The following is an 18,566-nucleotide window of genomic DNA, read 5'->3' as shown; positions in this document are numbered from 1 at the left end:
AGAGAGTATTTGATGACACCAGGCGAACAACTCCCAACAGCACTGCATGGTTTAGGCAGCGAACGTTTTTTTCAGCTATATCCAGAGCTTCCTGCTAATGAATTAATTATTAATTTGTTAGGTTTGAGTGACTTCGCCTGGCGTTGCCTGCAATCTCAGCCGCAGTTAATTGAGATGTTGCTCAGTGATACTCAAATGAGTTTGCGAGATAGTCCTAACCCATTTCAAGACTTAAATCTTACCGAGGTTGATGAAGCGCAGTGCCATAAAATTTTACGCCGTTACCAGGAACGCTATTGGCTAAAAGTAGCGTGTTTAGATTTATGTTACAGCAATGATATAGCCGATAGTATTGGCTATATCTCGGCTTTAGCCGATCAGCTAATTGATAGTGCCAATAACTGGGCATTTGCTCAGGTTGCTCAGATTAATGGGCAACCATTCGATGAGCAACAACAGCCTCTGGCGATGTTGGTATTAGGAATGGGTAAGTTAGGTGGCCAAGAACTTAACTATTCGTCAGATATCGATTTAATTTTTTCTTATCCACGTAGTGTAAAAACTCAAGGTGGGCGGCGCTCTTTAGAAGCGCAAGTGTTTTACACTAAAGTGGCACAAAAGCTGATTGCCGCACTTAATCAAACAACGGTTGATGGACAAGTATTTAGGGTCGATATGCGGCTGCGACCTTTTGGTGAAAGTGGCCCCTTGGTGATGAGTTTTAATGCCATGGAAGATTACTACCAAGATCAAGGCCGTGAGTGGGAACGCTATGCCATGCTCAAAGGACGTTTAATTGGCCCTCAAACGGGCTATTGTGATGAATTTTATCAGTTATTAAAGCCTTTTGTGTATCGTCGCTATATCGATTTTTCAGTGATTGAATCGCTGCGTAAAATGAAGCAAATGATAGCTCAAGAAGTACGCCGTAAGCGCTTAACCAACAATATAAAACTAGGCGCTGGTGGAATTCGTGAGGTCGAGTTTGTGGTGCAAGCATTGCAAATGGTACGAGGTGGGCGTGAAGCCAATTTACAAACACAATCATTACAAAAAGCGTTAGCTGAATTAGTAAATATTCAAGTTATTGGCGCAGATGAAGCAAAATTATTACGCCACAATTATTTGTTTTTAAGGCGAGTTGAGCAATATTTACAGATTTTTGCAGATCAACAAACGCAAACATTGCCAGATGATGCCTTGAGCCAACAACGATTAAATTACCTGTTAGAGCAGAGTGACTTCAGCGCATCTTTAGCGCAAATAAATGATATTATGGCTGGCATACACAGTGAATTTGAACAAGTTATTGGTTATGAAAGTGAGCCTGTTGATCCTTGCGAAAGTGCTTTTATAAGTGCTTGGGAACACACCGATATTAGTGTTTTAACCGACCCAAATGATGCATGGCAAATACCATTAGAAGATTTTAAAGCCCGCTTAACGAAAACTAAAATTGGTCATCGTGGCCGTGATATTCTCGATAAACTCATGCCATTAATGCTAAAGCAACTATCAGACAGTCAAGCAAGTGGTGACGTATTTAGTATGATCTGCCAAGTATTAAGCAAGGTTATTTCACGAACAGCCTATTTAGAGTTGCTGTTTGAAAACCAAGGCGCGTTAAAACAGCTTGTTTCGTTGTGTTGCCATAGTAAATGGATTGGTGAGCATATTTCGCGTTACCCGATTTTACTTGATGAGCTTATCGATCCTGCGGTGCTGTATAAGCCTACACCACTGACTGCATATAAAGACGAAATACGACAGTATTTTTTACGAATTGATAGCGCAGACTTAGAACAGCAAATGGAAGCACTGCGTCAGTTTAAACAAACCCATCAACTACGTATTGCTGCCGCTGATGCAACCGGTGTGTTAGATGTAATGAAAGTAAGCGATCATTTAACAGCATTAGCCGAAGCGATAGTTGAGCAAGCGGTGAACCTTGCTTGGCAGCAAATGGCGCAGCGTTTTGGTATTCCGCCCAATACTGATGAAGAGCACAAGGGCTTTGCCGTAATAGCTTATGGTAAAACCGGTGGTTTTGAAGTGGGTTATGATTCTGATCTCGATTTAGTCTTTGTACATAATAGTGATGGCTCAGAGCAAACTAATGGCACTAAAGCGATTGATTCACGGCAGTTTTATTTAAAATTAGCACAGCGACTAATGCATTTATTTAATACTCGTACGGCGTCGGGCATTTTATATGAACTAGATACGCGGTTACGCCCAGAAGGTGCCTCAGGGTTAATGGCAATCAATCTTGAGAGCTTTAACCACTATCAGCAAACGCAAGCTTGGACATGGGAACATCAAGCGCTAGTGCGTTCTCGGATGATTTTTGGGCAACCCGAATTACAGCAGCGCTTTGCGCAAATTCGCTTAGGCATTTTGTGCCAGCAGCGCGACCCGCAAAAGCTTAAAGAAGATGTGATCATCATGCGTGAAAAAATGCGCACACATTTAGCGAAAGGCAACGATATTGAGTTTGATTTAAAACAAGATACTGGCGGCATTGCTGATATTGAGTTTCTGACTCAATATTTAGTGCTTGATAACGCTTATAGCTTGGAGCAACTAACTACTTACTCAGACAACGTAAGGATTTTAACCGATGCAGCAAGGCTTGGTTGTATTAGTGATGAGATCAAGGAAGGGCTTATTACAGCCTATATTGATTATCGCTCGCGTTATCATGTGTTGAGCCTAGATCAGCAGGGACGTTGTGTAACAAAAGCTGAATTTGCGAAAGACATCGCATTTGTTACACAAGCATGGCAGCAGATATTTGAGTTAAGCGCTTAACTTCTTAGGCGCTTACAGTTTTCGCGCACATATTCAGAGGGCAGCTCGGTTATCACGGCTGCTCGCTGTTTAAAACAAAAGAAGGTATAAACTTCGTTTTCAAAGTCATCATTGATCGCTTCGGCCAACTTGATAAAGTGTTGAATTAAAATTGCTATCCACTCTAAAGTGTTCTTTGATCACATAGTCTTTACTTAAATACCAATACAGAACGATATCTTCATCGCGTGCGTAATCAGTTAACACTTTTTTTAAAGTCGAGCCATTTTCAAAGCGTCTCGGCATTAATTCACCAGTCCAATTTGGTGAGGATGGTTCAACAACTTTAGCGCGCTCGGTCAGCGCCGCATCTATATTTATATCCGGATTAGCTAATTTAAGTACGTATTTATCGCGTTCATTGCTTTTATTTACTTGGTTGCGTAATGATGAATAAAAACGTGATAAACCTTGCGCAGCCGCATTTTTGGTATCTTTCATGTCCATGACTGGACCATGGCCTAATAAAAAATAAATTGCTGCGGCAATTAAAATAGCAGCTAATGATAAATGCTTAACCCAAAACCACATGGCTCATACTCTTGTATTTGTATTTACTAATAAAAGCATATTACAATGCTGTTGTCACTTGTAATAAGAAGGTGCATCAATATCAGGGCGTGTTTTAAAACGTCTATGAAGCCACATATATTGCGTTGGTGCAACGTTTACAGCTTGCTCGATACGTTGGTTGACGCGTGTTACATCAGCATGATCATCACCACTTGGAAAATTATCTAGTGTTGGCAGTATTTCTAAATGATACTTGCCATGTTCATCGCGACGGCTGGTTAAACTAACTGTTTCGCAATTTTTGCTGGCTGCAAAAAGTAATGTACCAGTGGTACTTGCTGTATCTTTGACTGCAAAAAATGGTGCAAATTCACAACGTTTACGACCGTAGTCCTGATCTGGTAAATAGTAACAAACCTTTTTAGCCTTAAGTGCTTTTAGTAACCCTTTGACATCGCGCTTGCCAATTAAATACTCATTGGAACGTAAGCGGCCACGAGTCATAAAAAATTCCATTAGCGGGTTGTTATGTGGACGATAGAAGCCAATACCTTGGTGATTGAGCCCCATAATGCGGCTTGTCATTTCAAGATGAAGAATGTGTGGCACGAGTAACAGTACACCTTTACCTGATTGTTGGATCCTGTCAAAGTGCTCAAGTCCTTTCACTGAGCCATAAACGCGTTTTATCCGCCAGTTTGGCCACCACCATGCCATTCCGGTTTCAAGAGTCGCAATACCGGTGTTTTCCATATTCTGTTTGACCAGTGCGCGTTGCTGCTCAGCGGGCATTTCAGGAAAGCACAATTTAATATTTACTTCGGCAATATGGCGGCGTTTTTTCATAGTGCGATACACCAAACGGCCAAGTTGCCTTCCTAGCCAAAGTTGTAGTTTCGAAGGTAACCAAGATATTGTATATAAAATAAACACACCAAGCCAAGTAAGCCAATAGCGAGGCCCCAGAAAGGACCATTTAAATTCAGAAGAGTTGACCACGGAAATATCTCACATACGAAAAGTAGCTAGTTTAACTGGATGAATAAAAAAATACAAAAAAGCCAGCAAGTTGCTGGCTTTTAAATGAGTAATGTTAAGCTTATCTTTATTGGATTTCTTTTAAACCTTGGTTGATGGCTTGTAAATCATTACTTGTTAACGTGCCCGCTGCTTGTTTTAAGCGTAGCGTTGATACAACGTAGCGATAACGTACATCAGCGAGGTTACGTTTGGCGTTAAATAAGTTTTGTGTACTGACCAGTACGTCAACAATAGTACGAGTACCCACTTCAAAACCAGCTTCAGTGGCTTTTAATGCACTTTCAGCAGAAACTACGGCTTGTTCAAGCGCTTTAAAGGTCGCAATATCTGATACTACTTGATTATAAGAGGTGATCACCGAGCGGGTTACGCCACGCAGACTAGCTTCTAGATCTTCACTTGCAGCAACATAAAAAGCACGTGCCTGCTCAGTCGCTGCAGTAGTAGCACCGCCTGAATATATTGGCACACTAAAGTTAATGCCAATATTTGTACTATCACCACGTGGGCGGGCAGTGTTGCTATTGCTATCAGTTAGTGTATCACCGTAGCTGGCATCTAAAGTCAGCTTAGGATAATGGCCTGCTTGTGCTAAATCAATTTGATCTTTAGCGATATCAACCGTTACCTTGGAGACCTGCAGGTTTAAATTATTTTGTTCTGCAAGCTTAATGTAATCGGGTGATTTTTTTGTCGGTTGTACCGTAGAGAATGTTTCGGTATTTAATACATCAAGCTTAGCATGATATTTACCGGTAATTTCACGAAGCTGCTCACGGGCAGTTTCAACGCCGTTTCTGGCAACGATTTCGCGGGCAACCGAGTTATCAAATTGTGCTTGCGCTTCATGCACATCGGTAATTGCCGTCAAGCCTACAGCATAACGCTGTTTGGTTTGCTCAAGTTGACGTTCAATAGCGCGTTTTTCAGATTGTACAAATTCTAAGTTATCAATTGAACTTAATACGCTGAAATAGCCATCTGCAACACGAACAATTAGGTCTTGCTTGGCAAAATCATATTGAGCAGCTGCTTGCAACGCTTGTTTGTCTGCAATACCGAGTGAATTCCATGCACCTAAATCAAACAGAGTTTGGCTTAGTCTAAGACCACGGCTGAAAGTATCTGAATCGCTATCGATCTTGGTATATCCTGCCGCATCAGTTCCGTTAAATGATGTGCTATCGGTTTTCTCATACCCCATAGAAAAACCGATTTGTGGCAATAATGCGCTCATCGCACGGTCACTGTTATAAGCTTGTGCATTTGCTTGGGCTTTTGCTTTTAAAACTGTAGGATCGTTAGCAGTGGCAATTTCATAAACTTGTAATAAGTCTTCAGCATTTGACGCTGTAGCTGTTAATGCGCAAGATATACCAATCAGCGCAGCAAGAATGTTCTTTTTCATTATTCGTTCAGTCCTTAGACAATTTACGTTCTAAAAGCATGGTAACCTGTTTTACATAAGAACAAAAAAATTTGCGTAAAACAGCGTAAACAAGTGTAACAGAATATAATATCCCGGACATGATAGTAAGTATCTAGGTTGAAACTCAAGTAATAATATGTGTAATAGGAAACTTCATGGCTGATGAAATACTCACAAAATTTACCAAGCAAGACGTTATAATAGCTCCTATAAAGGTACTTTATAACGGTTTTTTTAAGATTAACTTATATCAGTTTGAACATGCATTATTTGCGGGGGGCCAATCAGCGACGATCCGCCGTGAAATACTTGAACGCGGTGACGCTGTTGCGGTTTTACCGTATGATCCCGTAACAGACTGTATTTTGCTGATCGAACAAATACGTATTGGCGCGATAAAAAGTAAACAGTCACCTTGGTTATTAGAATGTATAGCAGGCATGACCGATGGCAGCACTAATTATGAAGATGTCGTTAGGCGCGAAGCATTTGAAGAAGCGGGCTTAGTACTGAGTGAATTAGAATTTATGCTATCGTATCTGTCAAGCCCTGGTGGGACTACTGAGCGGTTACATCTTTACCTTGCAAAGACTGATTTAAGCCAGCTGCAAAGTGGCGTGTATGGACTTGCAACTGAAGGTGAAGATATTAAAACGCATATTCTCAGTTTTGATGATGCAATGGCGCGTTTAGCAACCGGTGAGATAGATAATGCTGCCTCGGTAATTTCATTGCAGTGGTTAGCGCTTAATCGCGAACGTATAATTAATAATCAGCGCAGCTAAAATAGTAATAGACTACCCTTAACCTCTAACTTTATGGCGGTAATGTGACAGCACTTGCAGTGAAACAACGATATATTCAGAGTCTTCCTAAATACTTGACGTTATGTGAGCATAACTACTTACGTGCTTTAAAATTGTTGCCCAATGAGCGCAAAGAAGGCAATACACGTCAAGTACAATTGGGTAATAACCAGTTTGTAATTAAGGTTGATGGCTGTGCTAAATACACGATGGATATTTCAATAACGCAATTAACCGGTATGTTAAAAGGATTTAATCCGCTGTTTTTAACTGTGCGTTTATATCACGATGCAAAAGTTGCTGAAATAATTCACCATGATTACCATCAAAGGATCAAACCTTCATATGGTTACCCTAATCCGCAAATGCATCAAAAAGATGAAAAATATCAACTTAATGCGTTTTTGTATGATTGGTTAGTGGCGTGTGTTGAAAGTGGTCGAGCGGTACTTAACTGGGATATAAATGATGGCCTGGTTTGATGAGTCGGCGCAGTTCAATAATACTCAGCTGCGCTTAGCACATATTACCGATTGTCACTTATTTGCAGACCCACAAGGGGAGTATTTTGCGGTCAATACCGCTGAGCACTTTTCTCGCGCGCTTGCAGATATGGCAAAACAGTCACTAGACGCCGTGATCTTTGGTGGCGATTTAACCCAAGATCACAGTTTTGCATCATATTTGTTGTTTGCTCAGTTGATTGCCGATTCAGCACTTACTTGCCCAGTCTTTTGGCTGCCAGGTAATCATGATGATATCAGTGCGATGCAGCGTATTTCTGGTGGTCAAATCAATAGCGCAAAACGGTTAATTGCCGATGGGTTTGAAGTGTTATTAATTAGCTCTAAAGGGCCAACACCAGCAGGTTGGGTAAGCGAAGCCGATTTAAATGAACTCGCTGATTTATTAGCGACTTCACAGTCGCCAAGCGTGGCTTTTTGCCACCATAATCCATTACCTATTAATGGTTACCTAGACAAGCATATGCTCGAAAATGGCCCGCAACTACTTAATGTATTGCATAATAGCGCGCTAGTAAGGCAGTTATTTCATGGTCATGTTCATAATGACTATCAATTTAAATTCAGAAGTATTGAGATTTTTGCTACGCCAGCAAGCTCAGTGCAGTTTACTAAATACACCGATGACTGGCAGCAACATAATGCGGGGCCTGGTTATCGATTGTTGACAATATCAAAGCCAACAAACAGTGCAAAACTATTAATTAACTCGGAACTGATGTGGCCCAACGAGTAATTTATATTCATGGTTTTAATAGCAGCGAACATTCATTTAAAGCTGTCCGCTTTGGTGAGTATATGGCACACTATGACGTTGATTATTGTGTGCCACGGCTAAGCCATGAACCGTTTCATGCGATAATTCAAATTGAACAATTATTAACGCCAAATACTGTATTACTTGGTAGTTCTTTAGGTGGTTTTTACGCCACTTATTTATCGCAAAAATATCAGTTACCAGCAGTGGTTATAAACCCTGCGGTTAAGCCTTATTTATTATTGAGTTCTTTGTTAGGGCCGAACTATAATCCCTATCAGGATAGCCATTACGAGCTCAACAATAGTCATATTAACGCGTTAAAATCACTGTCGATACCTAGCTTAGAGCGCCCATCATTACTGTATTTATTACAGCAAACGGGTGATGAAGTACTGGATTATCAGCAGGCCGTTAAATATTATTCACAATGCAAGCAACAGATAGAATTTGGTGGTGATCATAGCTTTGTTGGCTTTGAAGACTCCATTGCTAGTATTGTAGATTTTCTTAAAATCACGTAAAACATAGCTAAGCGCATAAAAGATAAAAACTATGAGTCAGCAAAATTATAACGCCGAAGCCATTGAAGTATTAAATGGGTTAGAACCTGTTAAACGCCGTCCTGGTATGTACACCGACACCACCCGTCCTAATCACTTAGGACAAGAGGTTATTGATAACAGTGTCGATGAAGCCATGGCCGGACATGCCACTAGAATTGATGTCATTTTGCATGAAGATAATTCGCTAGAAGTTAGCGATGATGGCCGTGGTATGCCTATCGATATTCACCCAGAAGAAGGTATTCCAGGGGTCGAATTGATTTTTACCAAGCTGCATGCAGGTGGCAAGTTCTCTAATAAAAACTACCAATTTTCAGGTGGTTTGCACGGGGTAGGGATCTCCGTGGTTAATGCATTATCAACGCGCGTTGAAGTGGTTGTGCGCCGCGATGCACAACAATACATGATGGCGTTTGAAAGCGGTGATAAAGTTGAAGATCTTCATGTTATAGGCACCGTAGGTAAACGTAATACAGGTACAACTGTACGTTTTTGGCCTGATGTAAGCTACTTTGACTCAGCTAATTTCTCGTTGACTAAATTACATCATTTATTAAAAGCTAAAGCCGTACTTTGCCCAGGCTTACGTATTAAGTTTGTTAATAAACAAACCAAAGAAACCCAAGAGTGGTATTACGAAACAGGCCTTAAAGACTACTTAAACGAAGCTGTTAAAGGTTACGAAGTACTGCCAAAAGACCCATTTACCGGTGAGTTTTCAAGTTCAACGGAAGGTGCTGATTGGGCGGTTGTTTGGTTACCTGAAGGCGGTGAATCGATAGCTGAAAGTTACGTTAACTTAATACCAACTGCGCAAGGCGGTACTCACGTAAATGGTTTGCGACAAGGTTTACTTGAGGCTATGCGTGAGTTTTGTGAATTTAGAAACTTACTGCCGCGTGGCGTTAAGCTCACCCCCGATGACATTTGGGAACGGTGTAGCTACGTTTTATCAGTGAAAATGCAAGATCCACAATTTGCTGGTCAAACCAAAGAGAAATTATCTTCTCGTTCGTGCTCGGCATTTGTATCTGGGGTGGTAAAAGATGCATTCAGTTTATGGTTAAATGAGCACACCGATACTGCTGAGTTACTGTCAGAGTTATGTATTTCTAATGCACAAAAACGTCTTCGCGCAGCCAAAAAAGTGGTGCGTAAGCGTGTTACCGCAGGCCCCGCATTACCGGGCAAATTAACCGACTGTAGCGCTGCAGATAACGACCGTACTGAGCTGTTTTTAGTAGAAGGTGACTCAGCTGGTGGCTCAGCTAAACAAGCACGTGATCGTGAGTTTCAGGCAATAATGCCACTACGTGGTAAAATTTTGAATACGTGGGAAGTTGAATCAGGGCAAATTTTAGCGTCACAAGAGGTGCACGATATTTCTGTGGCGCTGGGTATCGACCCTGACTCAACTGATATCTCTTCGTTACGCTATAATAAAATTTGTATCTTAGCGGATGCTGACTCCGATGGACTGCATATTGCGACTTTGTTGTGTGCACTATTTGTTCGTCATTTCCCAACGTTGGTGAAAACGGGTCACGTATATGTAGCTATGCCACCGTTGTTTAGAATCGACATTGGTAAAGATGTTTATTATGCCCTTGATGAAGATGAAAAATCCGGCATCCTAGCGCGTATTGAAGCAGAGAAAAAACGCGGTAAAGTAAACGTACAGCGTTTCAAAGGCTTGGGTGAAATGAACCCACTGCAACTACGCGAAACGACCATGGATCCTAATACTCGCCGCTTAGTCCAGCTAACCTTAGAGGATGAAGTGGAAACCATGGAAATGATGGATATGTTGCTGGCGAAAAAGCGCTCATCAGATCGTCGTCAATGGTTAGAAGATCATGGTAATCGTGCTCAAGTGTGATTTTTAAAGTTGTTTGTACTTGTATCGTATAAAGCTGTAACTCGATTTATACCAATTTATTAAAAACATGATTATTTAGTGAGTTATATCCCCCTAAGGTAAAATAACTCACTAATTTAATGCAATTGGTATTTGCTGACAAACGACTATGTAATCAAAGTCCTGATTACTTAATTAAAGCTCGTATAATCAGTGTTCGCGGTGAGTTCTAAGTCATGGCAAGTTTGCTGTGGTGAAAAAACGTCGCTCAAAGATTTTTAATAGAAAGCAGATTAAGCGTTATATGCAGCGAAGCAGCATGGCCAAATAGGGTAAAATCGATGAATAAATTACTAGTTTCTCTACTAACTTTAGGCTTGCTAAGCCCGTCCTTAGCAGCAAAAGAAATCCTTAAAGAACTCAGTGTTCCTAATGGTTTTACTGTAAGCATATTTGCCAGTGATGTGGAAAATGCACGGCAATTAGCAGTATCTAAAAAAGGTATTGTCTATGTTGGCTCGCGCAGAGCGGGAAACGTATATGCACTTATTGATCACAATAGTGATGGGGTTGCTGATAAACAAATACTGGTGGCCAGTGGTTTAACTATGCCATCGGGTTTAGCAATCAAAGATGGCGACCTGTATGTTGCTGAAGTACAACGTATTATCCGTTTCAAGAATATTGATACACAATTAAAAGCACCTAAATATGAAGTGGTATACGACGCATTACCGACAGAAAGTCACCACGGTTGGAAGTTCTTACGCTTTTCACCAACTGGCGAGTTAATCATTCCTGTGGGTGTACCTTGTAATATTTGCGGCGAAGATGAGCGCTATGGGCGAATATTTTCATTGGATGTAAACACCAAACAAATGACCACGTTAGCACAAGGTGTGCGTAACTCTGTTGGTTTTGACTTTCATCCTAGCACCCAGGCTATGTGGTTTAGTGATAATGGCCGAGATATGATGGGGGATGATCTTCCACCGGATGAACTAAACCGCTTAACAACCGAAGGTGAACATTTTGGTTTTCCGTATGTGCATGCAGGTGCCATCTTAGATCCTGAATTTGGTAAAGGTAAAAATATTGCCGATTACAGTGCCCCAGCTTTAGCCTTGGGTGCGCATGTAGCCCCATTAGGGATTCATTTTTATCAAGGTAAACAATTTCCTGCTAATTATAAGCAACAATTATTTGTTGCTGAACACGGCTCTTGGAACCGCAGTAAAAAATCTGGATATAAAGTGGCAGTTGCCACTATTGAGCAAGGACGTGTGATAAAATACACGCCGTTTATTACGGGCTTTATGAAAAACGAAGAAACATTGGGTCGTCCGGTTGCTTTTGCAGAACTTGCCGATGGCAGCTTATTGATCTCCGATGATTATGCCAATGTGATCTACCGTGTAAGCTATAAAAAAAATTAGGTAGGCTTTGATGAGTGATACAGATACCTTGCTATTGCAAGGAATTGAGCAACAAACAATGGGGCGTTTTACTGAAGACGCCTATTTGAATTATTCCATGTATGTGATCATGGATAGGGCATTGCCACATATTGGCGATGGTCTAAAACCAGTACAACGTCGTATTATTTACGCCATGAGTGAACTGGGTTTATCGGCAACGGCTAAGTATAAAAAGTCAGCCCGTACCGTTGGTGATGTACTCGGTAAGTATCATCCTCATGGTGATAGCGCCTGTTATGAAGCGATGGTGTTAATGGCACAACCATTTTCTTATCGTTACCCATTAGTTGATGGGCAAGGGAACTGGGGGCTGCAGATGATCCAAAGTCATTTGCGGCAATGCGTTATACCGAAGCGCGTTTATCTAAGTTCTCAGAAGTACTGTTAAAAGAACTTGGCCAAGGAACTGTTGATTGGACGCCAAACTTTGATGGCACAATGGATGAACCACAAGTATTACCATCACGCTTACCACATATTTTACTCAATGGTATTACGGGTATTGCAGTCGGTATGGCAACTGACATTCCGCCACACAACGTGCGCGAAGTAGCCAGTGCCTGTTGTTTGCTGTTGGATAACCCTAAAGCTGAGTTAGATCAATTGCTTGAGCATGTACAAGCTCCCGATTACCCAACTGAAGCTGAAATAATCACTTCAAAAGCGGATATTCGTAAAATTTATCAAACCGGCCGTGGTTCGATAAAAATGCGCGCTATTTATACAGAGGAGCACGGCGATATTGTCATTACTGCACTGCCACATCAATGTTCTGGTGGTAAAGTACTTGAGCAAATCGCAGCGCAAATGAATGCCAAAAAGCTGCCTATGGTCGCTGATTTACGTGACGAATCAGATCATGAAAATCCAACCCGGATTGTCATCATTCCGCGTTCTAATCGCATTAAAGTGGAGCCGTTAATGGCTCATTTATTTGCCACTACGGACTTGGAAAAAAATTACCGCGTTAATATCAATATGCTTGGCCTTGATGGCCGTCCGCAGGTAAAAGATTTACGAACCATTTTAACTGAGTGGCTGGTGTTCCGTCGTGAAACAGTGCGCCGTCGCCTGCAATATCGTTTAGATAAAGTATTGGCTCGTTTACATATTTTAGAAGGTTTACTTGCAGCCTTTTTAAATATTGATGAAGTTATTGAGATTATTCGTAGCGAAGACAAGCCAAAGCCTGTGTTAATGGAACGCTTTGGTATTACAGACATCCAAGCCGAAGCAATCCTTGAATTAAAACTACGTCATTTAGCGAAACTTGAAGAGTTTAAAATTCGAGGTGAGCAAGATGAGCTTGCCAAAGAACGCGATAAATTACAGCTGACTTTAGGCTCTGAACGTCGTATGTCGACGTTACTAAAAAAAGAGATTCAAGAAGCAGCAGAGCTGTATGGTGATGAGCGCCGTTCACCGATTGTCGAACGTCTTGAAGCTAAAGCATTAAGCGAAAAAGATTTAATCCCATCAGAATCAGTAACCGTTGTGTTGTCTGAAAAAGGTTGGGCGCGTGTTGGTAAAGGCCATGATTTAGATGTTGAAGGGCTCAGTTACCGGGCTGGCGATGCATATAAAGCCTCTGCGCGTGGTAAGAGTAACCAACCTGCGGTGTTCTTAGATTCTGCTGGGCGTGCATTTGCCACTGATGCGCATGGGTTACCGTCGGCACGAAGCCAAGGTGAACCAATGACAGGTCGGTTTAACCTTACTGCAGGTGCTAATTTTGAGCATGTAGTGATGGGCGAAGACAAACAAGTGTTGTTAATGGCATCAGATGCAGGTTATGGTTTTATTACTGATTTTGTAGATCTAGTAAGTAAAAACAAAAACGGTAAAGCCCTGGTCAGTGTGCCTAAAGGTGGGCAATTATTAGCGCCAATTCGGGTTAATGATGTTGCTAACGATTACTGTATGGCGATATCTAATGAGGGCCGGATGTTGTTATTCCCATTACGTGATTTACCAAAACTAGGTAAAGGTAAGGGTAACAAGATAATCTCTATCCCAAGTGCCAAAGTACAAGCGCGTGAAGAGTTTGTTAAAGTGCTGGCAGTGGTGCCTGAAGGTACCAGTGTTACCTTGCATGCAGGTAAGCGTAAACTGACTCTTAAACCTACTGATTTGGAGCACTATCATGGCGAGCGTGGCCGTCGAGGTAACAAACTACCGCGTGGTTTACAGCGTGTCGATGAAGCGGTTGTAGAGCTGACGGCGATTGATGATGATATTGAGCCGACAGAAACCGAGTAAGTATTTTTTTATATCTATGAATAAAACGGCCTGCTATTGCAGGTCGTTTGTTTTTAAAGCAGAAAATTATTTTAAGCTTACATGTGTTCGCTAAACACTCGTTTAGCGGCAAAAATAACGCTATAATGCTGGCGTTATTATTTTTGGAGCGTTTTCTTTGTTAGCTATTATTCGTATTGTTATTATGGCATTGTTTATTTTATTAAGCTGTGTATTTGGTTTACTCCTTTGTTTAGTAAAACCTTTTCATATAAATAATGTACATATTATTTCAAGTTGGTTTGGCACAGTGGCTAAAATGCTTGGTGTAAACGTGGTTATTACACGCCATCCTGACGCGCAAAATTGTGGCCCTGCAGTGTATGTTGCAAACCATCAAAATAATTACGATATTTTCACTTTACCGGCGGCGGTACCAAAAAACTGTGTCAGTTTAGGTAAAAAAGTCTTAAGTGGATCCCATTTTTTGGACAGCTATATTGGCTTTCGGGCAATATTTTAATTGATCGGGGAAATCGTTCTAAAGCGGCTAGCACGATCACTAAATCGGCCGATAAAATCAAACAAAAAGGCTTATCAGTGTGGATTTTCCCAGAAGGAACCCGCAGTTACGGACGTGGCTTATTACCATTTAAAACAGGTGCATTTCACACGGCTTTAAATGCGGATGTACCTGTAGTACCTGTATGTATGAGCACAACATATAAAACCATTAAGCTAAATCGCTGGGACAATGGTATAATCTACATAGACATGTTAGCGCCAGAGCCACTTGATAAAACGATTGGAGCACGTGAACACGCAAAGCGTATTCATAGCAAAATGGCTGCTAGAATAACTGAATTAGATGCTCAAGTGAGAGAAAAGTAATGGAAAATTGGCGTGAAATTAGTGAAGACATTGTAACTTCGTTATTAGAAGATGGTTCTGATCCTGAGATCTTATACGAAGTAGAACATCACTTTGTTTGCGAAGACTTTGTCAAGCTTGAGCAAGCTGCACTAGCTGCGTTTAAACTAGGCTATGATGTTGAAGAGCCTGCAGAACTTGAGCTTGAAGACGGCAGTAAGATTTGGGGCTTTGACATCGTTGTTGAAGCTGAGTTAGATGTTGACGTAATAATGGAAGATGTTGATAAACTAGCACAACTTGCGATCGACACCGACGTAGAATACGACGGCTGGGGCACTTACTTTCAAGAGTAATATGTTATCCACTAGGTCCTAACCACTAGGACCTAGTGTAATTCATACCTATTATTGACTCGCCAACTCGCCATTTCCTAGTGCTTATTTCGTATTCGTTACTTTTGTTATAGACATTTGTAGTGGATCGTTGATAATCAGTAATTATTATTGTTTGAAATGAATTAATCACTTTATATGCTTATTACCCTTCCAATTTCTGAACTCGTACCAGGAATGTTTGTTGACAGTGTTAGCAAGCAGTTTGAGGGGGTTGATAGTATAAAAATCAAAACTCGCGGCCTAGTACGCGATAAATCGATCATCAAGCGCTTGGTATCAGAAGGAGTGCAAGAGCTGCTGATAGATTTTACGCAAAGTGACGTGAGTGTTCCTGCCAAATATCAGCTTAAACCTGAAGTCGCGACTGTGGCAGCCGACAAGCCTAAAAAATCAAAAATAAAAAAGGTTATTACAGTTGAGCAAGAGTTTGCCAAAGCGAGTGTGAGCTATGAGCAACATAATCGTAATTTACAAAGTTTATATGGCGATGTTACTTCAGGCTTAAAGATGAATATCGCATTGCTTGATGGCATTGCCAAAGATATCGTGGCATCGGTATTTCGTAATCATAATGCAATGACTATTTTAACTCGTATTAAAGATAAGCATATGTACAATTGGCGACATATGACTAACTGCGCCATTTTTGTCACTGTATTTGCCAAGTACTTAGGTTACAAAGAAAGTGTTGTACAAGAGCTGGCCATGGGGGCCTTGCTACATGACTTAGGCCAAGCTAAATTACCACAAGGGATTTTTTCTAAACCTGAGAAAGTAAATAAGCTTGAGATGCAGGCGATTAAAAAGCATGTAGCGCAAAGTTTAGGCTTGGTAAAAGGCGAAAAAGGCATTACCCCATTAATGCTTGATATGATAGTTAATCACCATGAGCGCTTAGATGGCAGTGGTTATCCTCGAGGTCTGCAGGGCGAAAAACTTAGTCGACCAGCGCGAATTATGGCGATAGTTGACGTTTATGATGCAATGACCGCAGATAGACCCCATCAAATTGGTGATGAACCGATCAACGCATTGCGCTATTTATTAGCTAATAAACACATGTTTGATGGTGAGTTAGTACAGCGGTTTATTAAGTGTTTAGGTGTGCATCCGGTCGGTACGATTGTTAAATTAACCAATGAACGATTGGCATTAGTAACTGAAGGTAATCATCAGAACCCCATTCAACCTAAAGTTAAAGTTTTCTATAATGCTAAGCATAGTCATCATATTACGGCAAAAGATGTTGATTTAACTTCACCAGATCATGACTTAAAGATTTTAGCGAGTATCAAACCATTAGATTATCAGCTTAATTTGGCTCGTTTGTTAAAAGAGCATCTGTTGGTTTAAGCGGTTTTTTGGTTATTGCTTTGTTACAGTGTTTTTTAGTTGATTGCTTAGCCGATAATAGCGCACCACTGAAGCAACTCACCATTAATAATAGCCACAATAAAGTCCCATTCTCTGAATGTAACGCACTGCAGCAGCACACTAGTGCGACTAAAGCACAAACAATAGCACCTAACCAATAATGGTTAACAGGGTTATCGCATTCACCATCTCTAGTGCAGGCACAAAAATTAGCTTTGCAAAAGCAATATACACTTACCCCACAAAAAGCCAACGCAGCAATAATTAATCCTATCTCCACCGCTTCATCTCCTTTGCTAGTCCTGTTTGGCAGTCTAATAGTGCTTATCAAACAAGTCAATCTAAATGATAATTAATTGCAAATGAGTTTTTCGCAGCAGCTTATCCGATGAGTTTTAAAAAACTGTTACTTTGCTGTTAAAAAATGGTTTTTATGGGGTTTTTTAACGCTTTGTTACAGTTTTTTATTTAAAAGTAAGGTACTGTGCAAAGGTTTTGAAGTAACTTACTCCTAATAATTAGAGACAACACATGGGAACCCAAGCATTTTGTTTGGTTAAGGAAACACAATGAAATTTACAAAAACTTTAATTGCAGCATCACTTGCTGTTATGTCTGCAGATACGTTTGCAGCGGCTTTCCAGCTTGCAGAGCAAAATGCCTCTGGCTTAGGGCGTGCATATGCTGGTGAAGCAGCAGTGGCTGATGATGCCTCTGTAGTTGCGCGTAATCCAGCTCTTATGTCTGTATTTAAAGAGCAGCAGCTAAGTATTGCAGGTATTGCTGTCATTCCAGATGTCAGCCTTCGTGGCACTGAAGCTAGTAATCAATCAGTTAACCCTGGTCAACTAAACGACAGCAGTATTGCGCCAGCCGCTTTTGTTCCTGCAGGTTATTTTGTAATGCCTATCGATGACAAGTTTGCTGTTGGTTTTGGTGCGTTTTCAAATTTTGGTTTATCAACTGAATTTGAAGCAGATTACCCTGCAGGCCAGCTTGCTGGTGAAACAGAGATTGTTACTGTAAATATGAACGTAAGTGGTTCATACAAAATCAATGAGCAATTTAGTGTTGGCCTTGGCTTAAACTATGTTTATGCAGATGCGAAAATCATTCGTAACTTTGGTGCCAATCCATTAGGTTTACCAGCACAAACTCAAGCAGTACATTTAGAAGGCGATGATACTGGCTTTGGTTGGAACTTAGGAGCTAGCTATCAGATTGATGAAAATAGTCGCTTTGGTTTTAACTATCGTAGCGAGACAGATATCACATTTGATGGCGAGTTTTCTAACCAATTACCTGCACAAATCGGTGGCCTAGCTGGCGTAAGTGTACCTGGAAGTGTTGAAATCACTCTCCCTGCGATTGCTGAGTTCTCTGGTACACACCAGTTAGATGAGAAAACAGGCTTACACTACAGTGTATTATGGACTGGTTGGGATAGCTTCCAAAAGCTAGAAGCTTATGTTCCAGGCAAAGATACACCTGTATTCTCTAAAGATGAGCACTTCTCAAACTCAATGCGTTACTCAATCGGTGGCGATTATCAGTTTAACGATGCTGTACTATTACGTGCTGGTATTGCTTATGATGAATCACCAGCCGATCAAAAACACCTGTCGATTTCTATCCCTGATACTGACCGTTTTTGGTACTCGTTTGGCGTTAACTACACCATGAGCGAACAAGCAAACCTAGATATTGGTATGAGTATTCTCCGTGGTAAAACACAAAACTTTACTGAATCTGATGGCTTAGGTCAGCAGTGGGGCTTTGAATCAAAAGGCCATGCATACTTATTTGGTGCGCAGTATAACTACACGTTTTAATTTGTAGGCGCGGGTTTATCCCGCGCAAATAA

General features: G+C 41.0%; 13 protein-coding genes and 3 pseudogenes. 12 read left to right on the top strand and 4 right to left on the bottom strand.

What is annotated here, in order from left to right; genetic code table 11:
• Positions 1 to 12 precede the first annotated feature (12 nt).
• The gene (gene glnE / locus P4S61_RS04995) at positions 13 to 2,811 is read left to right on the top strand and encodes a bifunctional [glutamate--ammonia ligase]-adenylyl-L-tyrosine phosphorylase/[glutamate--ammonia-ligase] adenylyltransferase (protein ID WP_337118883.1); all 2,799 of its coding nucleotides are present in this window, start codon (positions 13 to 15) and stop codon (positions 2,809 to 2,811) included.
• Here the strand turns inward: glnE and P4S61_RS04990 are convergent.
• The 3 genes and pseudogenes from P4S61_RS04990 to tolC all read right to left on the bottom strand — a co-directional run bounded on the left by P4S61_RS04990 (position 2,808) and on the right by tolC (position 5,812).
• Positions 2,808 to 3,381 (bottom strand): annotated as a pseudogene (locus P4S61_RS04990) (TcpQ domain-containing protein). The gene glnE and the pseudogene P4S61_RS04990 sit on opposite strands and share 4 nt — an antisense overlap.
• A gap of 54 nt (positions 3,382 to 3,435) precedes the next feature.
• Positions 3,436 to 4,362 carry an LpxL/LpxP family Kdo(2)-lipid IV(A) lauroyl/palmitoleoyl acyltransferase gene (lpxL, locus tag P4S61_RS04985; RefSeq protein ID WP_145234954.1) on the bottom strand — a complete coding sequence of 309 codons (927 nt, stop codon included), beginning with the start codon at positions 4,360 to 4,362 and terminating at the stop codon, positions 3,436 to 3,438.
• 106 nt (positions 4,363 to 4,468) lie between these two features.
• The gene (tolC, locus tag P4S61_RS04980) at positions 4,469 to 5,812 is read right to left on the bottom strand and encodes an outer membrane channel protein TolC (RefSeq protein WP_182731346.1); all 1,344 of its coding nucleotides are present in this window, start codon (positions 5,810 to 5,812) and stop codon (positions 4,469 to 4,471) included.
• A gap of 176 nt (positions 5,813 to 5,988) precedes the next feature.
• Between tolC and P4S61_RS04975 the strand changes: the two genes are divergently transcribed.
• From P4S61_RS04975 to P4S61_RS04930, 10 genes and pseudogenes are all read left to right on the top strand, one after another.
• Complete coding sequence (locus P4S61_RS04975) at positions 5,989 to 6,618, top strand: NUDIX domain-containing protein (RefSeq protein WP_145234960.1); 630 nt, start codon at positions 5,989 to 5,991, stop codon at positions 6,616 to 6,618.
• A gap of 44 nt (positions 6,619 to 6,662) precedes the next feature.
• Positions 6,663 to 7,121, top strand: a complete 459-nt coding sequence (locus P4S61_RS04970) for a DUF1249 domain-containing protein (RefSeq protein WP_145234962.1) — start codon at positions 6,663 to 6,665, stop codon at positions 7,119 to 7,121.
• Complete coding sequence (locus tag P4S61_RS04965; RefSeq protein ID WP_149981416.1) at positions 7,108 to 7,899, top strand: metallophosphoesterase; 792 nt, start codon at positions 7,108 to 7,110, stop codon at positions 7,897 to 7,899. The genes P4S61_RS04970 and P4S61_RS04965 overlap by 14 nt, the downstream gene beginning before the upstream one ends.
• A complete protein-coding gene (locus P4S61_RS04960) occupies positions 7,884 to 8,444 on the top strand; it encodes a YqiA/YcfP family alpha/beta fold hydrolase (protein WP_145234964.1) in 561 nt (186 codons plus the stop codon). Before P4S61_RS04965 ends, P4S61_RS04960 begins: the two co-directional genes overlap by 16 nt.
• Before the next feature lie 31 nt (positions 8,445 to 8,475).
• A complete protein-coding gene (gene parE / locus P4S61_RS04955; RefSeq protein ID WP_145234966.1) occupies positions 8,476 to 10,365 on the top strand; it encodes a DNA topoisomerase IV subunit B in 1,890 nt (629 codons plus the stop codon).
• 320 nt (positions 10,366 to 10,685) lie between these two features.
• On the top strand, positions 10,686 to 11,780 hold the full coding sequence (locus tag P4S61_RS04950; protein WP_337117876.1) for a PQQ-dependent sugar dehydrogenase: 1,095 nt from the start codon (positions 10,686 to 10,688) through the stop codon (positions 11,778 to 11,780).
• Positions 11,781 to 11,790: 10 nt separating this feature from the next.
• Positions 11,791 to 14,081: pseudogene (parC, locus tag P4S61_RS04945) on the top strand (DNA topoisomerase IV subunit A).
• 157 nt (positions 14,082 to 14,238) lie between these two features.
• A pseudogene (locus P4S61_RS04940) lies at positions 14,239 to 14,951 on the top strand (1-acylglycerol-3-phosphate O-acyltransferase).
• Positions 14,951 to 15,286, top strand: a complete 336-nt coding sequence (rraB, locus tag P4S61_RS04935; protein WP_064667208.1) for a ribonuclease E inhibitor RraB — start codon at positions 14,951 to 14,953, stop codon at positions 15,284 to 15,286. The pseudogene P4S61_RS04940 and the gene rraB overlap by 1 nt, the downstream one beginning before the upstream one ends.
• A gap of 177 nt (positions 15,287 to 15,463) precedes the next feature.
• Positions 15,464 to 16,681 carry an HD-GYP domain-containing protein gene (locus tag P4S61_RS04930; protein ID WP_145234975.1) on the top strand — a complete coding sequence of 406 codons (1,218 nt, stop codon included), beginning with the start codon at positions 15,464 to 15,466 and terminating at the stop codon, positions 16,679 to 16,681.
• Here the strand turns inward: P4S61_RS04930 and P4S61_RS04925 are convergent.
• A complete protein-coding gene (locus tag P4S61_RS04925; RefSeq protein WP_145234977.1) occupies positions 16,641 to 16,982 on the bottom strand; it encodes a hypothetical protein in 342 nt (113 codons plus the stop codon). The two genes, P4S61_RS04930 and P4S61_RS04925, sit on opposite strands and share 41 nt — an antisense overlap.
• 289 nt (positions 16,983 to 17,271) lie before the next feature.
• Here P4S61_RS04925 and P4S61_RS04920 point away from each other — a divergent pair, with 289 nt between their 5' ends.
• A complete protein-coding gene (locus tag P4S61_RS04920) occupies positions 17,272 to 18,534 on the top strand; it encodes an outer membrane protein transport protein (RefSeq protein ID WP_145234979.1) in 1,263 nt (420 codons plus the stop codon).
• Positions 18,535 to 18,566 lie beyond the last annotated feature (32 nt).

The sequence above is a fragment of the Pseudoalteromonas sp. B160 genome, assembly GCF_037162485.1.
Taxonomy (GTDB): Bacteria; Pseudomonadota; Gammaproteobacteria; order Enterobacterales; family Alteromonadaceae; genus Pseudoalteromonas; species Pseudoalteromonas rhizosphaerae.
The sequence above is the reverse complement of the archived record's forward strand: the minus strand, read 5'-3'. Positions and strand labels throughout refer to the sequence as shown.

Coding starts and splice junctions, on each gene's coding strand:
- rraB (WP_064667208.1), top strand. CDS start 14,951: ATGGAAAATTGGCGTGAAATTAGTGAAGACATTGTAACTTCGTTATTA.
- P4S61_RS04920 (WP_145234979.1), top strand. CDS start 17,272: ATGAAATTTACAAAAACTTTAATTGCAGCATCACTTGCTGTTATGTCT.
- P4S61_RS04965 (WP_149981416.1), top strand. CDS start 7,108: ATGGCCTGGTTTGATGAGTCGGCGCAGTTCAATAATACTCAGCTGCGC.
- parE (WP_145234966.1), top strand. CDS start 8,476: ATGAGTCAGCAAAATTATAACGCCGAAGCCATTGAAGTATTAAATGGG.
- P4S61_RS04930 (WP_145234975.1), top strand. CDS start 15,464: ATGCTTATTACCCTTCCAATTTCTGAACTCGTACCAGGAATGTTTGTT.
- P4S61_RS04950 (WP_337117876.1), top strand. CDS start 10,686: ATGAATAAATTACTAGTTTCTCTACTAACTTTAGGCTTGCTAAGCCCG.
- P4S61_RS04975 (WP_145234960.1), top strand. CDS start 5,989: ATGGCTGATGAAATACTCACAAAATTTACCAAGCAAGACGTTATAATA.
- glnE (WP_337118883.1), top strand. CDS start 13: ATGACACCAGGCGAACAACTCCCAACAGCACTGCATGGTTTAGGCAGC.
- tolC (WP_182731346.1), bottom strand. CDS start 5,812: ATGAAAAAGAACATTCTTGCTGCGCTGATTGGTATATCTTGCGCATTA.